Source organism: Burkholderia sp. RF7-non_BP4, from assembly GCF_001521935.1.
Classification (GTDB): domain Bacteria; phylum Pseudomonadota; class Gammaproteobacteria; order Burkholderiales; family Burkholderiaceae; genus Burkholderia; species Burkholderia diffusa.
Genome location: NZ_LOTA01000078.1, coordinates 14,108 through 30,406, shown reverse-complemented (window position 1 = coordinate 30,406; position 16,299 = coordinate 14,108). Strand labels below are relative to the sequence as shown.

Below are 16,299 nucleotides of genomic sequence, written 5' to 3'. Positions count from 1 at the left end.
TTCGACGCGGGGCGCCGTGCGCCCTGCCCCATTCATTCACAGGACCCGCTGCCATGCCCCGCTTCGCCGCCAACCTCTCGATGATGTACACCGAGCACGCGTTCCTCGAACGCTTCGCCGCTGCCTCGTACGACGGCTTCAAGGCCGTCGAGTACCTGTTCCCGTACGACTTCGCCGCCGAGGACATTCGCGCGCGCCTCGACGCGCACAACCTCGAGCAGGCGCTGTTCAACGCGCCGCCGGGCGACTGGGCCGCCGGCGAGCGCGGGATCGCGTCGCTGCCGGGCCGCGAGGACGAGTTCCGGCGCGGCATCGACCAGGCGCTCGACTATGCGCGCGTGCTCGGCAACAAGAAGCTGCACGTGATGGCCGGGATGGTCGCGCCGGGCGCCGACCGCGCGCGCCATCGCGATACCTACGTGGCGAATCTGCGGCATGCGGCGCAGGCGGCGGCCGCGCATGGCATCACGATCCTGATCGAGCCGATCAACCAGCGTGACATGCCCGGCTATTTCCTGAGCCGCCAGGACGATGCGCACGACATCCGCGCGGAAGTCGGCGCGCCGAACCTGAAGGTGCAATTCGACTGCTATCACTGCCAGATCGTCGAAGGCGACCTCGCGATGAAGCTCAAGCGCGATTTCGCGGGCATCGGCCACATCCAGATCGCCGGCGTGCCCGAGCGTCACGAGCCGGACATCGGCGAACTCAACTACCCGTATCTGTTCGAGCTGATCGACGCGCTCGCCTACGACGGCTGGATCGGCTGCGAGTATCGCCCGAAAGCCGGCACGTCCGAAGGGCTCGGCTGGCTCAAGCCTTATCTGTAATCCACGTATTCCGAAGAGGGCTCACAACATGAAAGTACTGATCACCGGCGGCGCCGGCTTTCTCGGCCAGCGTCTCGCGCGCAAGCTGCTCGAGCGCGGCGAACTGACCGGCCCCGACGGCCGGACCGGCAAGATCGACGAGCTGGTGCTGCTCGACGTCGTGAAGGGCAGCGATTTCGGCGACGCGCGCGTGACGTCGATCGTCGGCGACATCGCCGATCGCACGGTGCTCGAAAGCGCGATCGACGCGCAGACGGGCGCGATCTTCCATCTTGCGGCGATCGTCAGCGGGCAGGCCGAAGCCGATTTCGATCTCGGCATGCGGATCAACCTCGACGCGTCGCGCACGCTGCTCGAAGTGTGCCGCGCGCGCGGCCATCGTCCGCGGGTCGTGTTCACGAGTTCGGTGGCCGTCTACGGCGGCGTGTTGCCCGACGTCGTGCAGGACGACACCGCGCTGAATCCGCAATCGTCGTACGGCGCGGAGAAGGCGATCGCCGAACTGCTGCTGTGCGACTACGCACGGCGCGGCTTCGTCGACGGACGCGTGCTGCGGCTGCCGACCATCAGCGTGCGGCCGGGCCGCCCGAACGCGGCGGCGTCGTCGTTCGCGAGCGGCATCATCCGCGAACCGCTGAACGGCGAGGAAAGCGTGTGCCCGGTGCCCGGTTCGACGCGGCTGTGGCTGCTGTCGCCGCGCGGCGCGATCGATGCGCTCGTCGCGGGTTGCGAGATCGACAGCGAGAAGCTCGGTAACAAGCGCGTGATCAACCTGCCCGGCCTGTCGGTGTCGGTCGACGAAATGATCGCGGCACTGCGCGAAGTCGCGGGCGACGACGTCGTGAAGCTGATCCGTCATGCGCCGGACGAACGCGTCGAGAAGATCGTCGGCAGCTGGCCGGGCCGCTGGGACACGACGCGCGCCGAAGCGCTCGGCCTGAAGGGCGACACGTCGTTCGCGGACGTGATCCGCAGCCACATCGCCGACGAACGAGGTTGATCGCCGCGCCGGCCGGCGAGGCATGCGGTCGCGTCGGCGGACCGCTGCCCGCCCGGGTGGCCGGCACCGTCGGGCCGCATCAACGCGGCCCGGCGGACTCCCCGACGGGCATCGATGCGCGCTTCGCCTCGTACGGCGAGCGCGCCGCGCCGGCCGCATGCTGCCATGCGAGCAGGCCCGGCAGATAGAACAGCAAGTCGCGGACGCGCCGCGCGCCGGCGAGCGCCAGGCAGGTCGGCGCGTCGAACCCGAGCAGCCCGCCGATCAGCACGAACCCGCCCTCCTGCACGCCCAGCCCGCCCGGCATCAGGAACGCGATGCTGCTCAGGAGCTGGATCAGCGCTTCGATCGCGAGCGCCTGCGCGAACGTCGGATCGGCGCCGAGGAAATGCAGCGCGAGCCAGATTTCCAGCGAATAGCCGACAAATTGCAGCGTCTGCCAGATCGCCAGATAGCGGACGACGACACCCGTCTTTCTCCAGATCATCCGGATCGACTGATCGGTGCGTGCCGATTCGCCGACCAGCGCCACCACCTTGCCGCTCGTGACGCGATTGACCACGCGCATCGCGCGCTCGAACGGCCGCGCGTGTTGAACCAGCGCGAACAGCAGCAGCACCGGCACGAGCGCCGCCATGCCGATGGCGAGGCGCGCGGCCACCTGCGCGGCATCGGACGACACGTGTTCGAGCACGTAGCCGATCGCGACCAGCGCGAACACGAGCTGGCTGATCAGCGTCAGTTGCATGTCCGCGACGAGGCTCGCCACGGCGGTCGCCGGGCGCACGCCCGCCTGCCGCAGCAGGCTGAACGACACGATCTCGCCGCCGATCCGCGCGACCGGCAACAGCCCGTTGATCGATTCGCGGATCCATACGAGCTTGAGCATCGTCGCGAATGACGGCCGGCGCGGGCCACGGATCAGCATCCGCCAGTCCCACGCATTCGCGAGCATCGGCAGGATGTGGGCCAGCGCGGCGACCAGCAACCCGGCCCCGGCAATCCGCAACCGATGCAGGATCTCCAGCGGATGCTCGCGCCAGATCAGCCACACCGCGAGCACCAGCCCGGCCAGCGCCGCCGCGCGCCCCGCATGCCGCAACCGTGCGTCGCGACGCGCGGACGGCCGGGCCGCGCCTTCGACATCGGAATGCGCGTCGTGCATCATGATTTCCCCGCCGGCGACAACAAGCCCTCGCGGTCGACGCGAAAGCGCGTGCCGCGCCAGACGACGTGCGACGAGAAGAAGCTCGACACGAACACCGCGAACTGCAGCAAATCGACGAACGGCAGCCAGAGCGCGCCGCGCAGACCCGCGCCGGTGGCGCGGCTCGTCCGGAACATCAGCAGCGCCCGCGCGACGAGCGCCGCGACCGCCAGCCACCAGGCGACGAGCGTGCCGCCGGAAAACAGCACGGCCAGCAATGCAAGCGGCAGCGGATGCATCAGCACCGACCCGGCGTGACCGAGCCGGTCCGCCGCGCGGATCGTGCAGCTCCAGCGCAATTCGTGCGCATATAGCCTGGCGAAGGTCTCTTCGACACAGGCATGTCCGACGACGAACGGCGGAACGACGACCTGCGCGCCGACCTGCCGCACCGCTTCGCCGAGCGCGTGATCCTCGGCCAGGTGGTGCGCGAAACGCGTGAGCCCGCCGATGCGTTCGAGCGTCGCGCGCGTGATCGCAATCGTCTGGCCAAAGCACGGACGGGCACGCCCGATGAAAAGCCCGGTAATGACGCCCGGCAGGAAATGGTAGTTCGTCATCGCGACGGCGACACCGGGCCAGAAGCCCGGCGACGCGACGCCGCGATACACGCTCGTCACGATGCCGACTTCCGGCTGCTGTAGCGCGCCGACGACGGCACGCAGATAATCGCGCTCGACCAGCACATCGCTGTCGGCGAGACACAGCACCGAATGTTCCGCGTGTTCGAGCATGTTGACGAGATTCGCGATCTTGCGATTCGGCCCGTATAACCGCGCATCGGCGACGACCTTGATGTTCGCGTCCGGATGGCGCGCGCGCAGCGTCTCGACGGCCGCGAGCGCCGCGTCGCCCGCATCGTGCACGCCGAACAGATGTTGTACCGGCCCCGGATAATCCTGGACGAAGAAGCTTTCAAGATGCTGTACGAGGTTCCATTCGTCGCCGTGCAGCGGTTTCGCGACGGTGACGCCCGGATAGTCGCGCGGCACCGCCCTCGCGCGCGAAAAGAACCGGCCGACCAGCACGCTGGCCGTGACAGTGTAGGCAATGCCGAGCAACACGCCCAGCCCGCAGGCGATCGACATCGCGCCGGCCAGCGCGTACAGCACATGCAGCAAGACCATGCTTCTCCCCAGTGGTGGCCCAATGACGGCGACGCCCGGGGCCGGCACGCGCGAACGCGCGCTCACCCGTACACGCCGCCGTATCGATTCCCGTTGAGCCGGATATGCAGGACGACCAGCCGACGGTACGCGCAATCAGATGACACGGCTACCGTGCGGCGATCGATTCCGGACACACGCACATAGCCGCACACATCCGCGGCCCTGAACGCCGCGTCGGCCACCTTACGGGCCGACAGGATCGCGGTCGCGACCGCGACGACGGCCCAGATGCGGAATGTCATCGTCGTGAAAAACGCTTCGGGTACGCGCAGCGCAAACAACGAAACCAGCACGAAACACTGAACGAACATGCCGGCGAGCGCGGCGATCAACAGATAGGCGCGCCATCGCTCGATCGTCGAGGGTGCCATCAGGAAAGAACCTCCCGTGCGGACGACCCGCATCGATCCTGCTTCGATCGACACGGTCGCGGGTGGACGGGCACGCGCGTGCGGGACGCGCGGAACCCGGTTCGGGGATCAGGGGAAGCGGAGTTCGACCCGAGAAATGTTGTGGCCGATCGTAGCCGGAATGCCGGTGCCGAACCTTAAGCGATCTTCAGAATCGGGCGATATTTGAGGAAGCGCAATTACAATCCGTTGCACGACGCGCACAGTCCGGCTCGTACAATTGCATGTATCTGCACACGAATCGACCATGCGACTCCTCCTTGTCGAAGACGACGACCTCATCGGCAGCGGCCTCGAAATCAGCCTGAGTCAGGCCGGTTATCAGGTCGACTGGCTGTGCGACGGTCATGCCGCCGCCGCCGCGCTCGCGACGACGCGCTTCGCCCTCGTCGTCCTCGATCTCGGCTTGCCCGGCAAATCGGGAACAGAACTGCTGCGTGCGATGCGGGACGCGGGCGATACCACGCCGGTGCTCGTCCTGACCGCGCGCGGCACCGTGGCCGATCGGGTCCGCGGCCTCGACGACGGCGCCGACGACTATCTCGCGAAACCGTTCGAGCTGTCCGAGGTGCTCGCCCGCTGTCGCGCGCTCGTGCGCCGCTCCCAGGGTCGCGCCGGCGACGAGATCGTGTGGCGCGACATCACGATCGACCTGACCACCCAAACGGTGACACGCGATGCGGCGCGCATCGCGCTGACGTCACGCGAATGGACCATCCTCGTTCAGCTCGTCAGTCATGCGGGCATGCCCCAGTCGCGGGCGCGTCTCGAGGACGGCCTGTACGGATGGCAGGAAGGCATCGAAAGCAATGCGATCGAGGTCCACATCTCGAACCTGCGCAAGAAGCTCGGCGCGGAACTGATCCGGACGGTGCGAGGCATCGGTTACGTCGTCGACAAACCATGATCTCGCGCTCGATACGGCGCCGCGTTTCGGCGATGGCGCTCGGCTGCGTGACCGTCGTCTGGATCGTCGCTGTGTTCGGCAGCTTCCGGCACGCGACGCGCGAGATCGGCGAATGGGAAGACGCCCGTCTCGTCGAATATGCGTCGCTGCTCGTCGACCTCGCGCCGGCCGACCTCGACCGCCTCGCCCGCTTCCCGCCCGACGCGCGCATCGAACTGGCTCACGGCACGTCGGCCGCCGCCCGAGACAACGACGGCGATCGTCTGCCGCGCGACGTACTGTTCGAAGTCCGCGACGCGCGGGGCAACGTCGTCGCGTCGAGCCTGCCGGTCGACGCCCCCGGCCGGCCCGATGCAGCCGGCCGAGGCGACACCCCCGAAACGATCGTCGTGCGCGGCGCGCAATGGCGCACGCACACACTGCGCGACGACGCGTCGGGCCGATGGATACGGGTGATGGAGCCGGCCAACACACGCAGCGATCTCGCGACGGGCATCGCGAGCGGCATCGTCTGGCCGCTGATCGTCGCGCTCCCGGTGCTGGCGTTGCTGCTCTGGTTCCTGATCGGGCGCAGTCTCGCGCCGCTGAAAACGCTGTCGACGCTGATCGGCGCGCGCGACGCGCGCTCGCTCGAACCGCTCGGCGTCACGACCGTTCCGGAAGAAGTCCGCACGCTGGTCGACGCGATCGACCGCCTGCTCGCCAGACTGCGGCAGTCCATCGTGCGCGAGCGGGCATTCACGTCCGACGCGGCGCACGAACTCAAGACGCCGCTGGCCGCGATCAAGGTTCAGGCCCAGGTCGCGCTCGCGACCGACGATCCGACGCGCAAACAGCTCGCGATGCAGCGCGTGGTGCAAGGCGTCGATCGCAGCGCGCGTCTCGCCGAACAGTTGTTGCTGCTCGCGCGGCTCGACGAATACGAACGCATTCCGGTGCGCGCCGTCGTCGTCCGCGAACTGGTCGACGCGGCCATCGAGCGGCATCTCGCGAAGGCGTCGGATCACTGCATCGCCGTCGTCGCCACCGGCACGCCCGGGCGAGCGATTCAGGCCGATCCGATCCTGCTCGGCATCCTGCTCGACAATCTGCTCGACAACGCGGTCAAGTACGGCCGGCAGGGGGGCCGCATCGAGATCGACGTACACGACGACGGCGCAGCGCAGCGCATCGTCGTGCGCGACGACGGGCCCGGCGTCGCCCCCGGCGAGCACGAGCGGCTCGGCGATCGTTTCTATCGCGGCGTGGGCACGCAGTTGCCCGGCAGCGGGCTCGGGCTGTCGATCGTCCAGCGCATCGCGCAATACTTCGGCGGCACCGTGCAATTCGGGCCCGGCATCGGCGGCCGCGGCCTCGGCGTCACGATCTCGATGCCGTCGGCTGAATCCGCCCGGATCGATCGCACGCAGGCGTTATCGGGCGAAGCCGGTGCACGACCGCACGCTTAACGTTTCGTTAAGGATTCGGCCGTAAAATCCGCCGGAAGATACGGTCCTCATCCGCTTGCCAGGAGCTTTCATGTCTACAACCGCACGATACGACGCAGTCGCACGCCTTCTTCACTGGCTGATCGTGGCGCTGGTCGTCGCGCAATATGCAATCGGCTGGACGATGCCCGACGTGCATCGCGACACGCAACCGGTCGGCCTGATCGCCGCGCACCTGATCGTGGGCACCGCGCTGCTTGCCGCAATGGCTTGCCGCGTGCTCTGGCGCGTGACGCATCGCCCGCCCGCCGACGAACTGTCGCCCGCGATGCGCGCGGTGTCCGGCGCAACGCACTTCGGGCTCTATGCACTGCTGATCGCGGTGCCGTTGCTCGGCTGGATCAATGCGTCGTCGCGCGCATGGGCTGTGACGCTGTTCGGCGTCGTCCCGCTGCCGGCGCTGTCGGCGGCCGGCTCGGGATTCGGGCACGCGATGGGCGACGTGCACGGCATCCTCGCGTGGGTGCTGTTCGGCGGCATCTGCCTTCACGTCGCGGCCGCGGTCGCGCATCGTTTCGTCCTGCGCGACGGCGTCATGCAACGGATGATGCCCTGGTAATCTCGCCACCTGCGCCGTGGCGCACCATCGCAGGCAGCGATCCGGCAATGACGGATCGCGCGCGCCTGCATCGCGACTCACCCTGCAATCCACCTGCGCGCCCATCGGAATCGGGCAACGCGCTGATCGCGGCGCCGCGCGAAGCGGCGCGTGATCGACGGCCTCGCCGTCCGTGCGGTTCGGCCAGGCCGCGCGCCGCGAACGGCGTGCGTATTGCCGTACCGCGAGCACGTAGGCCCGAAGACACATACGTACATGTCGGCACCTAGTTAGTCGGTCTGCGCCGGCATGACGGCGGCCGGCGCGGGCGCGGTGGGCAAAGCCGCCATCCTCGCCCGATCCTGCTCGGCGACCTTCGCCAGCGCGGCCTGAATGTCCGCCGGATATTCTCCGTCGTCCCCCTTCGACGGATCGTAGCCCGCCGCTTCCAGACGAATCAGTTCCTCGCGAACCTGTGCACGCGTGAGCGGCGCATTCGATTGCGCGAATGCAGACTGACCGGATACCACGCCGATCATCATCAGTAGTGCGATACAAGTTTTCATCATGAACTCCTTCAATGTTGCGTGCCGATCAACCTTCGTGGATGCCGGGCCGGCCGCGGTGGCCTGCTTCTTCAGCTTCCGAAATACGGCGTGCAGAAGCTCTCGGGGCCCACGCACGCGGCCGAGCGCGGACGCGACGGCAGTACCGTCGGCCTCCCCGCATCGGAAGTCGCGGCTGGATCGCTGCCGACCGCCGTTTCGGCCTGATGCCGAGGCATCTGTTCGGCCTGCTGCCGGAATAGCGGACTCACGTCCGGATACGACGTATCGGTCACGAAGCGCAGCCCGTTGTTTTCAGCGTCGATCAATTGCTGCCTGACCTGCGCGCGCGTCAGCGCCTGTGCCGACGCAGGCGTCGCGACACTCGCGACGGACATCGCCGCCACCATGGCGGCCACCAGCCAATGCGTATTCATGCTCACTCCTTCGGAAGTCAACGAAACGACGTGCTACACCCGTATGACGACGCGGGGTGCCCGTTTATTCCCGGAATGGCGAACCGCTTGCGCAGGACATTCATCGAACTGTCATTCTTTCGTCAGCCGGCGTAACCTGACGTAACGCAGGCCCCACCGCGCGTGGGGCAGACTGACGACACCTTGTGGATCGCGCCTCGATCATGTCCGTCGCTTACGACTATGCAGCCGGCCTGCTTCGCACGCTGTTCGACCGTCATATCGACAGCGGTGCCGTGCTCGACCCGGCCATGTTCCCCGACGCCGAGCGATTCGTCCGCGCGTGGCCGGCCATTCGCTCGGAAGCGCTGGCCGTCGCGCGCGACCTGCCGCGCATCCCGCGCTTCCACGAGATCATGCGCGAGCAGCACGACATCTCGGCCAACGATGCACGCGACTGGCGGATGTTCATCATGCAGGCGTACGGCCAGCCGTTTCCGCGCAACCTGTCGCGTTGCCCGACCGTCGAATCGATCGTCGCGGCATCGCCGGACGTGTTGTCCGCGTCGCTGTCGTTCCTCGCGCCCGGCAAACACATCCCGCCGCATCGCGGACCGTTCCGCGGCATCCTGCGCGGCTATCTCGTGCTGTCGATGCCGAAGCGCGCCGACGGCACGCCGGCGGCGGTGCTGAAGATCGACGGCCATGAATACCGGCTCGAAGAAGGCCGCTTCCTGCTGTGGGACGACACGTTCGAGCACGAGGTGTGGAACGACAGCGACGCAGTGCGAATCGTGCTGCTGCTCGATATCCGACGGCGCGGCATGCCGCGCTTGCTGACGTGGCTGTCGAATGCGGTGATCGGCGTCGTGCGACTCGGAATCCGGATGCGGGGGCGATCGATCCCGGTCTAGCCAACCGCACGGCGCCCGCCCGTCGCGGTCAATCCTCGCGCGCGAGACGCGTCAGGACCTCCGCGAGCGCTTGAATCGCGGGTTGCGTGGCGCGCTGCGTCGGGTAGACGAGGTAGTAACCGAGGCCGTTGCGCACCACCTCCGGGAACGGCGTGACCAGCGCGCCGGCTGCCAGCCGATCCGCCGCCATGCGCGGATCGCCGATCGCGACGCCGTGCGCGTCGGCCGCGGCCGTCAACGTCAGTTCGAGCGTATCGAATACGAGCCCGGTGTCCGGGTCGATCCGCGTTGCGCCGACGGCGTCGAGCCAGCATCGCCATTCGTCGCGATTGCGCGCGGGATGCAGCAGCGTCGCGTGCGCGAGATCGGCGATCGACTTCAACGACGCACCGATCTCGCGCGTACACATCGGCGTGAGGCACTCGTCGAACAGCGGCACCGCCACCATTCCCGCCCAGTTTCCGGTACCGCGCACGACGATGGCATCGAAATCGGCGTCGGTGAAATCCGGCGTGTCGTCCGCCGACGTGTGAATGCGCAATTCGATTCGCGGCAACGCGTGATTGAGCGCCGACAGCCGCGGCAGCAGCCACCGGATCGCGAACGTGGATGGCAGGCGCAACGTCAGGGTCGACGCGGCATGCGCATGGGCATGCGCGTGTCGCGCCAGTTGCGCGAGCACGTCGATGGCCACCGTCAGCAACGCGCCGCCTTCCGCGGTCAACGTCAATCCCGACGGATGACGAACGAACAACGCACACCGGTAGTGCGCTTCCAGTTGCTGCACCTGACGGCTCACCGCACCCTGGGTCCGGCACAGATGCTCGGCCGCCCGATTGAAACTGCCGAGTTCGGCAGCGGCGACGAACGCCTGGAACGCCGTCAACGGCGGCAGCGCACGCGTGAGATCCGCCAGCGGATATGCGCGGGCGGCATACCCGGGTTGCGGATTATTCGTTTGTTCGGTCATCGCTGCATCGCTATCGTGGTTGAACCGGCTCGCGACGGCTGTCGCGGACGGCTCGTCATCAATCAACGGAGAAATACCATGGTCTCGTCGTCCGACGCACTATATACGCGGCAGGTCGATACCTACCTGAAAGCGCTCGAACGCGGCGACGTCGCCGAGATCTGCGCGCTGTTCGCGCCGGATGCGCGGATATTCTCGCCGTTTCTCGGCTGGATGGCGCCGCGACCATTTTTCGAAAAAGTCGCGGCGGCATCCGGACAAAGCCGGATCACGCCGATCGACATCTGCGTCAGCACGACGGGCGCACGTCGGGCCACCGGCTATTTCGTCTACGACTGGGGACTGAAGGACGGCGCCGAGGTGCGGTTCGAATGCGTCGACGTCTTCGAATTCGACGACGACGCGCGCATCGAGCGCATGGTCATCATCTACGACACGCATCCGGTGCGAAGTACCGTCGGCGACAAGTACGCATAGCCGGATCGTTGCGCGGCGCAGCAAGGTCGCCGCGCCGCCGGCCGTACCGCAAATGCCGCTGCTGGCCCGATCGATCGCCTACACTACAGACCGTCCCCCCGCGCGGCTCCTGCCAGCCACTACCATGGCCCACCTCTTCTTCGCGGCGTCGATCCAGCGCCATATCGACACGCCCGAGCGCGACATCGACGCACGGACGCTCGGCGAAGCGCTTGAAACCGTCTTCGGCGAGCAGCCGCGGCTGCGCGGCTATATCGTCGACGACCAGGGTGCGCTGCGAAAGCACCTGTCGGTGTTCATCGACGGCCAGCCGGTGCGCGACCGGCAACACCTGTCCGACGCGCTCGGCGATGCCAGCCGCGTCTATGTCGTGCAGGCGCTGTCCGGCGGATAAAGGGACGCATCTCCATCGAAGCAAGTGCCCGGTCGGACCAACTGGAGACACCCGACATGAACGATCGACTGCTCGTCGCGACCCGCAAGGGCCTGTTCGTGCTGCACGCCGACGGCAACGGCGGCTGGTCGCTCGGCGAGCCGCACTTCATCGGCGACCCGGTCAGCATGGCGCTGGCCGACCCGCGCGACGGCACGCTGTATGCGGCGCTCAATCTCGGCCACTTCGGCGTCAAGCTGCATCGGCGGCGTGCCGGTGCCGCCGCATGGGAGGAATGTGCGGTGCCCGTCTATCCGCCGCAGCCCGCCGACACGCCTCGCGCCGACACCGGCACCCACGCGGGCGCCGGCGATTCGGACGACGAAGCGCCTGCCCCGCCACGCCCGCCGTGGACGCTTCAGCAGATCTGGTCGCTCGAAGCCGGCGGCGCCGACGAGCCGGGCGTGCTGTGGGCCGGCACGATACCGGGCGGACTGTTCCAGTCCGACGACGGCGGCGATTCGTGGGTGCTCAACCGCGCGCTATGGGACCGCCCGGAGCGCGCCGAGTGGTTCGGCGGCGGCTACGATGCCGCCGGCATCCATTCGGTGATGATCGATCCGCGCGACAGCCGGCACGTGACGATCGGGATTTCGTGCGGCGGCGTCTGGCAGACCTTCGACGGCGGCGCGACCTGGCGCGTCAGCGCCGACGGCATGGAAGCCGACTACATGCCGCCCGAGCGGCGCGGCGAACCCAACGTGCAGGATCCGCACCGCGTCGTCCAGTGCGCAGCCGCGCCCGATGTGCTGTGGACCCAGCATCACTGCGCGATCTTCCGCTCGACCGACGGCGCCGCGCACTGGCAGCGGATCGAGGCGCAGCCGTCGAGCTTCGGCTTTGCGGTTGCCGTGCATCCGGCAGATCCCGACACCGCGTGGTTCGTGCCGGCCGTGAAGGATGCGTGCCGGATTCCGGTGAACGGCCGGTTCGTCGTCACGCGCACGCGCGACGGCGGCCGCAGCTTCGAGACGCTGTCGAACGGGCTGCCGCCCGCGCCGGCCTACGACCTCGTGTATCGGCACGGGCTCGCGGTGGACGACTCCGGCACGCATCTCGCGATGGCGTCGACGACGGGCGGGTTATGGACGTCCGGCGACGGCGGCGACAACTGGCGGCAGGTCTCCGCGCATTTGCCGCCGGTGTATTGCGTGCGTTTCGGGTAACGAACGATTCGCACGCGTCGCAGCGCAATGGAAGCGCCGGACCGTTGCGTCACACATGCGGCGCGATCCGCGCCACCGCCCCACGCGTGCGCGCGATTTCCGCTTCGAGCCAGTCGAGAAACCGCCTGACCTGCGGCTCGCGTTCCCGCCCGGGCCGGCACAGCGCGACGAAGCGTGCGCCGGCGAGCCGCACCGACGGCTCGATCGGCATCAGCGCGCCGCGCTCGACGTGCTCGGCGACCAGCACGGAGCTGAGCAGCCCGACGCCCTGGCCGTGCAACACGGCCTGCAACGCGTAGTGCTCGTCGTCGTAATGCCGGAACACCGCCCGCTCGAGCCACGCTTCCCGGCCCGCCGCACGACACCACGACGCCCAATCGATCGACATCGGCTGCGGCGTATCCCACACCGTCTCGATCAAATCGAGGCGCTCTTCCGAACGATGCGCATCGAACCCGGTGGCCGCATACGCGCCGAAATACTCGTCGATCAATGCGATCTCGTGCAGCGTCGGGAACGTGCGCGACGTCGCGCGAATCGCGAGATCGATTCGCGCGTCGCGGTCGAGATCGGCGAGCGTGTTGCCGGTTTCGACCTTGATGCTCAATTGCGGATCGACCTGCCGAAACCGGCCAAGACGCGGAATCAGCCACATCGCGGCGAATGCGGGCGTCGTGGTCAGCACGAGCGTGCGCTCGTCGGCCGCTTCGGGCCGCACCGCGTCGAGCCCGCGACTCAGCGCGAGCAACGCATCGTGGCTCGCGCGAAACAGCCGTTCGCCCTCCTCCGTGAGCCGCACGCCGCTCGCGCCGCGTTCGAACAGCAGCACGCCGATCCGGCTTTCGAGCGACTTGATCTGATGCGATACGGCGGCCGGCGTCACGGACAACTCGTCCGCCGCGGCCTTGAACGAGCCGAGCCGTGCCGACGACTCGAATACACGCAATGCGGTCAGGGGAATTTTCGAGAACACGGGGCCTCGCGGGCCGGGTCCGGCCGGGTTGAATTCGATTCAATCCGGGTGAGATTAGGTGAATTGAAGCGCTCGCGCAACGCACGTAGCCTTGCGGGACATCGCGGCGCCGTGCCGCGCAAGCGACCGTCGAGCCACCGTCGAACCGGAGAAACAACGTGCAAGGCCTACCGCGCAGGATCACGCAGGCGCTGCTCTACGAAGCGATCGCGATCTCCTGCATCTCGCCCGCGATCGCGGCGATCTTCAAGCAAAGCCTCGTCTATTCGGGCGCGTTGTCGGCGACGATGTCCGCGATCGCGTTGCTGTGGAACATGATCTTCAACACGCTGTTCGAGCGCTGGGAAGCGTCGCGCCGGCAGCCCAGGCGCACGCTCGCGCGGCGGATCCTGCATGCGACCGCATTCGAGGGCGGGCTGATCTTCATCCTCGTGCCGGTGGTGTCGTGGTGGCTCGACATCTCGTGGTTCGACGCGTTCGTCGTCGACATCGGGCTGTTCGCATTCTTCTTTTGCTACGCGTTCGTGTTCCAGTGGGCGTTCGATCGTGTGTTCGACGTCCCGGCGGCGACGAAGGAATCGTGACGTTGGTTCGCGGCGCGGCGATTCGCCAAACCACTCGCGCCCCGAAAACGACGCGGCCCGCCCGCACGATGCGGGAGGGCCGCGTTTCATCACGCCGGCGCGCCCCCTTCGGCCGGCGCGCCGTTCGTCCGGTCGCTCAATGCACGCCGAGATACGCCTTCACTGCCGGCAGGCCCGGCTTGCCGTCGATCGTCGTCACGCCCGCGAGCCACTTGTCGAGCGCCTGCGGATTCGCCTTCAGGTACTCGGCCGCGGCCTTGTTCGGGTCTTCCTTGTTCATGATCGGCACCATCACGTGGTTTTCGATCGTCGTCGTGAACTGAAGGTTCGACACGAACTTCGCGACGTTCGGGCAGCGCTGCGCGTAGTCGGGCGGCGTCGCGGTCAGCACCTTCGCTTCGCCGTAGTTCGGGCCGAACACGTCGTCGCCGCCGCTCAGGTAGTCGATCTTCATCTGCACGTTCATCGGATGCGGTTCCCAGCCGAGGAACACGATCCACTGCTTGTCGCGGATCGCGCGATTCACCTCGACCAGCATCCCGGCCTCGCTCGACTCGACCATCTTGAACTTGCCGAGGCCGAACTGGTTGCCGTCGATCATCTTCTTGATCAGCAGGTTGCCGTCGTTGCCCGGTTCGATCCCGTAGATCTTGCCGTTGAGCTTGTCCGCGAACTTCTGGATGTCGGCGAACGACTTCAGGCCGCCCTGGTACACGTAGTCGGGCACCGCAAGCGTGTATTTCGCGCCGGTCAGGTTGGGCGTGGCGAGCACCTTGATCGTGCCGGCCTTCGTGAACGGCTGGATGATCGGATCCATCGTCGGCGACCAGTAGCCGAGGAACACGTCGATCTGCTTGCTCTTGATGCCCGCGAACGTGATCGGCACCGACGCGATCGTCTTGGTCGGCGTGTAGCCGAGACCCTGCAGCATCGTCGATGCGAGGCCCGTGGTGGCCGCGATGTCGGACCAGCCGACGTCCGCGAAGCGCACGTTCTTGCACACGGGCGGGTCGGCCGCGTAAACCGCCGACATCGGTGCTGCAATCCCGATCCCGCATGCCGCTGCGATCAATAGGCGCTTCATCTGTCTTCTCCTCAAAGTGACGTCGTTTTTCATGGGGCGGGATCGAGTGTTGAAACCGCGCGCCGAGATCCCGGCGGCGTCGCGGACCGAATGGCTCGCGCGGGTCGTGTCAGCGCCCCGGCAACCGTCGCTCGTAGCTCGGCGCGTGACCGAACTGCGCGCGATACGCCTTGCTGAAATGGCACGGCGAATGGAATCCGCACGTCGTCGTCACGCGCGCGATCGATGCGTCGGTCGTGCGCAGCAGGTCGCGCGCGCGTTTCAGACGCAGCGTCAGGTAATAGTGGGTGGGCGACACGTTCAGATAAACCTTGAACATTCGCTGCAGGTGCCGCTGCGAAAGTCGCACGAGCCGCGCGAGTTCCTCGAGCGACAGCGGCTCCTCGATGTTCGCCTCCATCAGCCGCACGACCTCGATCAGCTCCGCGCGCGAGAAACCGACGCGCGCATCGACGGGAATCGGCTGCGTGTCGGTCGAGCTGCGGATGCGCTCCAGGATGAACTGCTCGGACACCTGCGCGGCGAGCTGCTGGCCGAAACGCATGCCGACGAGGTTCAGCATCAGGTCGAGCGGCGCGGTGCCGCCGGTGCAGGTGAGCCGGTCGCGATCGACGACGAACAGCTCGTCGGCGAATCCGACCTGCGGAAACTCCGCATGCAGCGCGGACAGGTTCTCCCAGTGCACGGTGCAGCGATAGCCGTCGAGCAGACCGCCCGACATGAGCGCATACGCACCGGTGCAGATGCCGCCCAGCGGCAGCCCGCGTTCGGCGAGCGCCGCGAGCGTGTCGCGCGCGCCGTCGTCGACCACGTTGCGGATGTGGATCCCGCCGCACACGATCATCACGTCCGGCAGGTTCGTGTAGTCGAGCGCCTGGGTCGGGCGCACCGCGATGCCGTTGCTGGCATGCACGGGCGCACCGTCGAGCGAATAGATCGACCACTTGTAGTGATCGGATCGCCCGACGTAGTTCGCCATCCGAAGCACTTCGACCGCGCTCGAGAACGCGATCATCGAGAAGTTCGGCAGCGTCAGGAAGCCGAAATGGGCAAGGGACGAAACCGGTGAAACGCAAGCGGCGGGCACGGCGGCAGCGGCGGCGGACGTCACATCGGGCTCCTGGCGAATTGAGCAGGTTGCACGCAGCCAGCCCCGTGGCACACGCCACGGAAGCCGGTATCGAATCGG

The 16,299-nt window shown here is 67.4% G+C and carries 19 protein-coding genes; 10 read left to right on the top strand and 9 right to left on the bottom strand.

Annotated features, from left to right (window positions below):
- Positions 1 to 53: 53 nt before the first annotated feature.
- Entirely contained in the window at positions 54 to 830 is a 777-nt protein-coding gene (gene otnI, locus WS49_RS24315; protein ID WP_059534086.1) for a 2-oxo-tetronate isomerase, read from the top strand.
- Between the two features lie 28 nt (positions 831 to 858).
- On the top strand, positions 859 to 1,830 hold the full coding sequence (gene denD, locus WS49_RS24310; RefSeq protein ID WP_059534084.1) for a D-erythronate dehydrogenase: 972 nt from the start codon (positions 859 to 861) through the stop codon (positions 1,828 to 1,830).
- A gap of 79 nt (positions 1,831 to 1,909) precedes the next feature.
- On the opposite strand, the gene WS49_RS24305 is transcribed toward denD, so the two are convergent.
- From WS49_RS24305 to WS49_RS24295, 3 genes are all read right to left on the bottom strand, one after another.
- Positions 1,910 to 2,998, bottom strand: coding sequence for a lysylphosphatidylglycerol synthase domain-containing protein (locus tag WS49_RS24305; RefSeq protein WP_059534082.1), 1,089 nt, complete (start codon positions 2,996 to 2,998; stop codon positions 1,910 to 1,912).
- A complete protein-coding gene (hpnI, locus tag WS49_RS24300) occupies positions 2,995 to 4,164 on the bottom strand; it encodes a bacteriohopanetetrol glucosamine biosynthesis glycosyltransferase HpnI (protein ID WP_059534080.1) in 1,170 nt (389 codons plus the stop codon). The genes WS49_RS24305 and hpnI overlap by 4 nt, the downstream gene beginning before the upstream one ends.
- A gap of 62 nt (positions 4,165 to 4,226) precedes the next feature.
- A complete protein-coding gene (locus WS49_RS24295) occupies positions 4,227 to 4,631 on the bottom strand; it encodes a hypothetical protein (RefSeq protein ID WP_156441439.1) in 405 nt (134 codons plus the stop codon).
- Positions 4,632 to 4,863: 232 nt separating this feature from the next.
- Here WS49_RS24295 and WS49_RS24290 point away from each other — a divergent pair, with 232 nt between their 5' ends.
- The 3 genes from WS49_RS24290 to WS49_RS24280 all read left to right on the top strand — a co-directional run bounded on the left by WS49_RS24290 (position 4,864) and on the right by WS49_RS24280 (position 7,569).
- The gene (locus WS49_RS24290) at positions 4,864 to 5,523 is read left to right on the top strand and encodes a response regulator (RefSeq protein WP_059534076.1); all 660 of its coding nucleotides are present in this window, start codon (positions 4,864 to 4,866) and stop codon (positions 5,521 to 5,523) included.
- The gene (locus tag WS49_RS24285) at positions 5,520 to 6,971 is read left to right on the top strand and encodes an ATP-binding protein (RefSeq protein WP_059534074.1); all 1,452 of its coding nucleotides are present in this window, start codon (positions 5,520 to 5,522) and stop codon (positions 6,969 to 6,971) included. The genes WS49_RS24290 and WS49_RS24285 overlap by 4 nt, the downstream gene beginning before the upstream one ends.
- 70 nt (positions 6,972 to 7,041) lie before the next feature.
- A complete protein-coding gene (locus WS49_RS24280) occupies positions 7,042 to 7,569 on the top strand; it encodes a cytochrome b (protein ID WP_059534072.1) in 528 nt (175 codons plus the stop codon).
- Positions 7,570 to 7,838: 269 nt separating this feature from the next.
- On the opposite strand, the gene WS49_RS24275 is transcribed toward WS49_RS24280, so the two are convergent.
- The gene (locus WS49_RS24275) at positions 7,839 to 8,114 is read right to left on the bottom strand and encodes a DUF4148 domain-containing protein (protein WP_059534341.1); all 276 of its coding nucleotides are present in this window, start codon (positions 8,112 to 8,114) and stop codon (positions 7,839 to 7,841) included.
- A gap of 71 nt (positions 8,115 to 8,185) precedes the next feature.
- Complete coding sequence (locus tag WS49_RS24270; RefSeq protein WP_059534070.1) at positions 8,186 to 8,530, bottom strand: DUF4148 domain-containing protein; 345 nt, start codon at positions 8,528 to 8,530, stop codon at positions 8,186 to 8,188.
- 203 nt (positions 8,531 to 8,733) lie between these two features.
- Here WS49_RS24270 and WS49_RS24265 point away from each other — a divergent pair, with 203 nt between their 5' ends.
- Positions 8,734 to 9,423, top strand: coding sequence for an aspartyl/asparaginyl beta-hydroxylase domain-containing protein (locus tag WS49_RS24265; RefSeq protein WP_059534068.1), 690 nt, complete (start codon positions 8,734 to 8,736; stop codon positions 9,421 to 9,423).
- Positions 9,424 to 9,451: 28 nt separating this feature from the next.
- Here the strand turns inward: WS49_RS24265 and WS49_RS24260 are convergent, their stop codons facing one another.
- Positions 9,452 to 10,393, bottom strand: coding sequence for a LysR substrate-binding domain-containing protein (locus WS49_RS24260; protein WP_059534066.1), 942 nt, complete (start codon positions 10,391 to 10,393; stop codon positions 9,452 to 9,454).
- A gap of 78 nt (positions 10,394 to 10,471) precedes the next feature.
- On the opposite strand from WS49_RS24260, the gene WS49_RS24255 reads away from it, so the two are divergent.
- The 3 genes from WS49_RS24255 to WS49_RS24245 all read left to right on the top strand — a co-directional run bounded on the left by WS49_RS24255 (position 10,472) and on the right by WS49_RS24245 (position 12,469).
- Entirely contained in the window at positions 10,472 to 10,870 is a 399-nt protein-coding gene (locus tag WS49_RS24255; RefSeq protein WP_059534064.1) for a nuclear transport factor 2 family protein, read from the top strand.
- A gap of 124 nt (positions 10,871 to 10,994) precedes the next feature.
- A complete protein-coding gene (locus WS49_RS24250) occupies positions 10,995 to 11,264 on the top strand; it encodes a MoaD/ThiS family protein (protein WP_006749905.1) in 270 nt (89 codons plus the stop codon).
- A gap of 56 nt (positions 11,265 to 11,320) precedes the next feature.
- Positions 11,321 to 12,469: a WD40/YVTN/BNR-like repeat-containing protein gene (locus WS49_RS24245; RefSeq protein ID WP_059534062.1), complete on the top strand. Its 1,149-nt coding sequence runs from the start codon at positions 11,321 to 11,323 to the stop codon at positions 12,467 to 12,469.
- Between the two features lie 49 nt (positions 12,470 to 12,518).
- Here the strand turns inward: WS49_RS24245 and WS49_RS24240 are convergent, their stop codons facing one another.
- Positions 12,519 to 13,442: a LysR substrate-binding domain-containing protein gene (locus tag WS49_RS24240; protein ID WP_059534060.1), complete on the bottom strand. Its 924-nt coding sequence runs from the start codon at positions 13,440 to 13,442 to the stop codon at positions 12,519 to 12,521.
- A 158-nt stretch (positions 13,443 to 13,600) separates the two neighbouring features.
- Between WS49_RS24240 and WS49_RS24235 the strand changes: the two genes are divergently transcribed.
- Complete coding sequence (locus tag WS49_RS24235; protein WP_059534057.1) at positions 13,601 to 14,026, top strand: PACE efflux transporter; 426 nt, start codon at positions 13,601 to 13,603, stop codon at positions 14,024 to 14,026.
- Between the two features lie 136 nt (positions 14,027 to 14,162).
- On the opposite strand, the gene WS49_RS24230 is transcribed toward WS49_RS24235, so the two are convergent.
- Together WS49_RS24230 and WS49_RS24225 are read right to left on the bottom strand one after the other, a co-directional pair.
- Positions 14,163 to 15,110 carry a choline ABC transporter substrate-binding protein gene (locus tag WS49_RS24230; RefSeq protein ID WP_059534053.1) on the bottom strand — a complete coding sequence of 316 codons (948 nt, stop codon included), beginning with the start codon at positions 15,108 to 15,110 and terminating at the stop codon, positions 14,163 to 14,165.
- 109 nt (positions 15,111 to 15,219) lie between these two features.
- The gene (locus WS49_RS24225; RefSeq protein WP_059534051.1) at positions 15,220 to 16,221 is read right to left on the bottom strand and encodes a GlxA family transcriptional regulator; all 1,002 of its coding nucleotides are present in this window, start codon (positions 16,219 to 16,221) and stop codon (positions 15,220 to 15,222) included.
- Between the last annotated feature and the right edge of the window lie 78 nt (positions 16,222 to 16,299).

What these genes read in the sequence shown, in the direction of transcription:
- otnI (WP_059534086.1), top strand. Translation starts at nt 54, where the DNA reads ATGCCCCGCTTCGCCGCCAACCTCTCGATGATGTACACCGAGCACGCG.
- denD (WP_059534084.1), top strand. Translation starts at nt 859, where the DNA reads ATGAAAGTACTGATCACCGGCGGCGCCGGCTTTCTCGGCCAGCGTCTC.
- WS49_RS24305 (WP_059534082.1), bottom strand. Translation starts at nt 2,998, where the DNA reads ATGATGCACGACGCGCATTCCGATGTCGAAGGCGCGGCCCGGCCGTCC.
- hpnI (WP_059534080.1), bottom strand. Translation starts at nt 4,164, where the DNA reads ATGGTCTTGCTGCATGTGCTGTACGCGCTGGCCGGCGCGATGTCGATC.
- WS49_RS24290 (WP_059534076.1), top strand. Translation starts at nt 4,864, where the DNA reads ATGCGACTCCTCCTTGTCGAAGACGACGACCTCATCGGCAGCGGCCTC.
- WS49_RS24285 (WP_059534074.1), top strand. Translation starts at nt 5,520, where the DNA reads ATGATCTCGCGCTCGATACGGCGCCGCGTTTCGGCGATGGCGCTCGGC.
- WS49_RS24280 (WP_059534072.1), top strand. Translation starts at nt 7,042, where the DNA reads ATGTCTACAACCGCACGATACGACGCAGTCGCACGCCTTCTTCACTGG.
- WS49_RS24275 (WP_059534341.1), bottom strand. Translation starts at nt 8,114, where the DNA reads ATGAAAACTTGTATCGCACTACTGATGATGATCGGCGTGGTATCCGGT.
- WS49_RS24270 (WP_059534070.1), bottom strand. Translation starts at nt 8,530, where the DNA reads ATGAATACGCATTGGCTGGTGGCCGCCATGGTGGCGGCGATGTCCGTC.
- WS49_RS24265 (WP_059534068.1), top strand. Translation starts at nt 8,734, where the DNA reads ATGTCCGTCGCTTACGACTATGCAGCCGGCCTGCTTCGCACGCTGTTC.
- WS49_RS24260 (WP_059534066.1), bottom strand. Translation starts at nt 10,393, where the DNA reads ATGACCGAACAAACGAATAATCCGCAACCCGGGTATGCCGCCCGCGCA.
- WS49_RS24255 (WP_059534064.1), top strand. Translation starts at nt 10,472, where the DNA reads ATGGTCTCGTCGTCCGACGCACTATATACGCGGCAGGTCGATACCTAC.
- WS49_RS24250 (WP_006749905.1), top strand. Translation starts at nt 10,995, where the DNA reads ATGGCCCACCTCTTCTTCGCGGCGTCGATCCAGCGCCATATCGACACG.
- WS49_RS24245 (WP_059534062.1), top strand. Translation starts at nt 11,321, where the DNA reads ATGAACGATCGACTGCTCGTCGCGACCCGCAAGGGCCTGTTCGTGCTG.
- WS49_RS24230 (WP_059534053.1), bottom strand. Translation starts at nt 15,110, where the DNA reads ATGAAGCGCCTATTGATCGCAGCGGCATGCGGGATCGGGATTGCAGCA.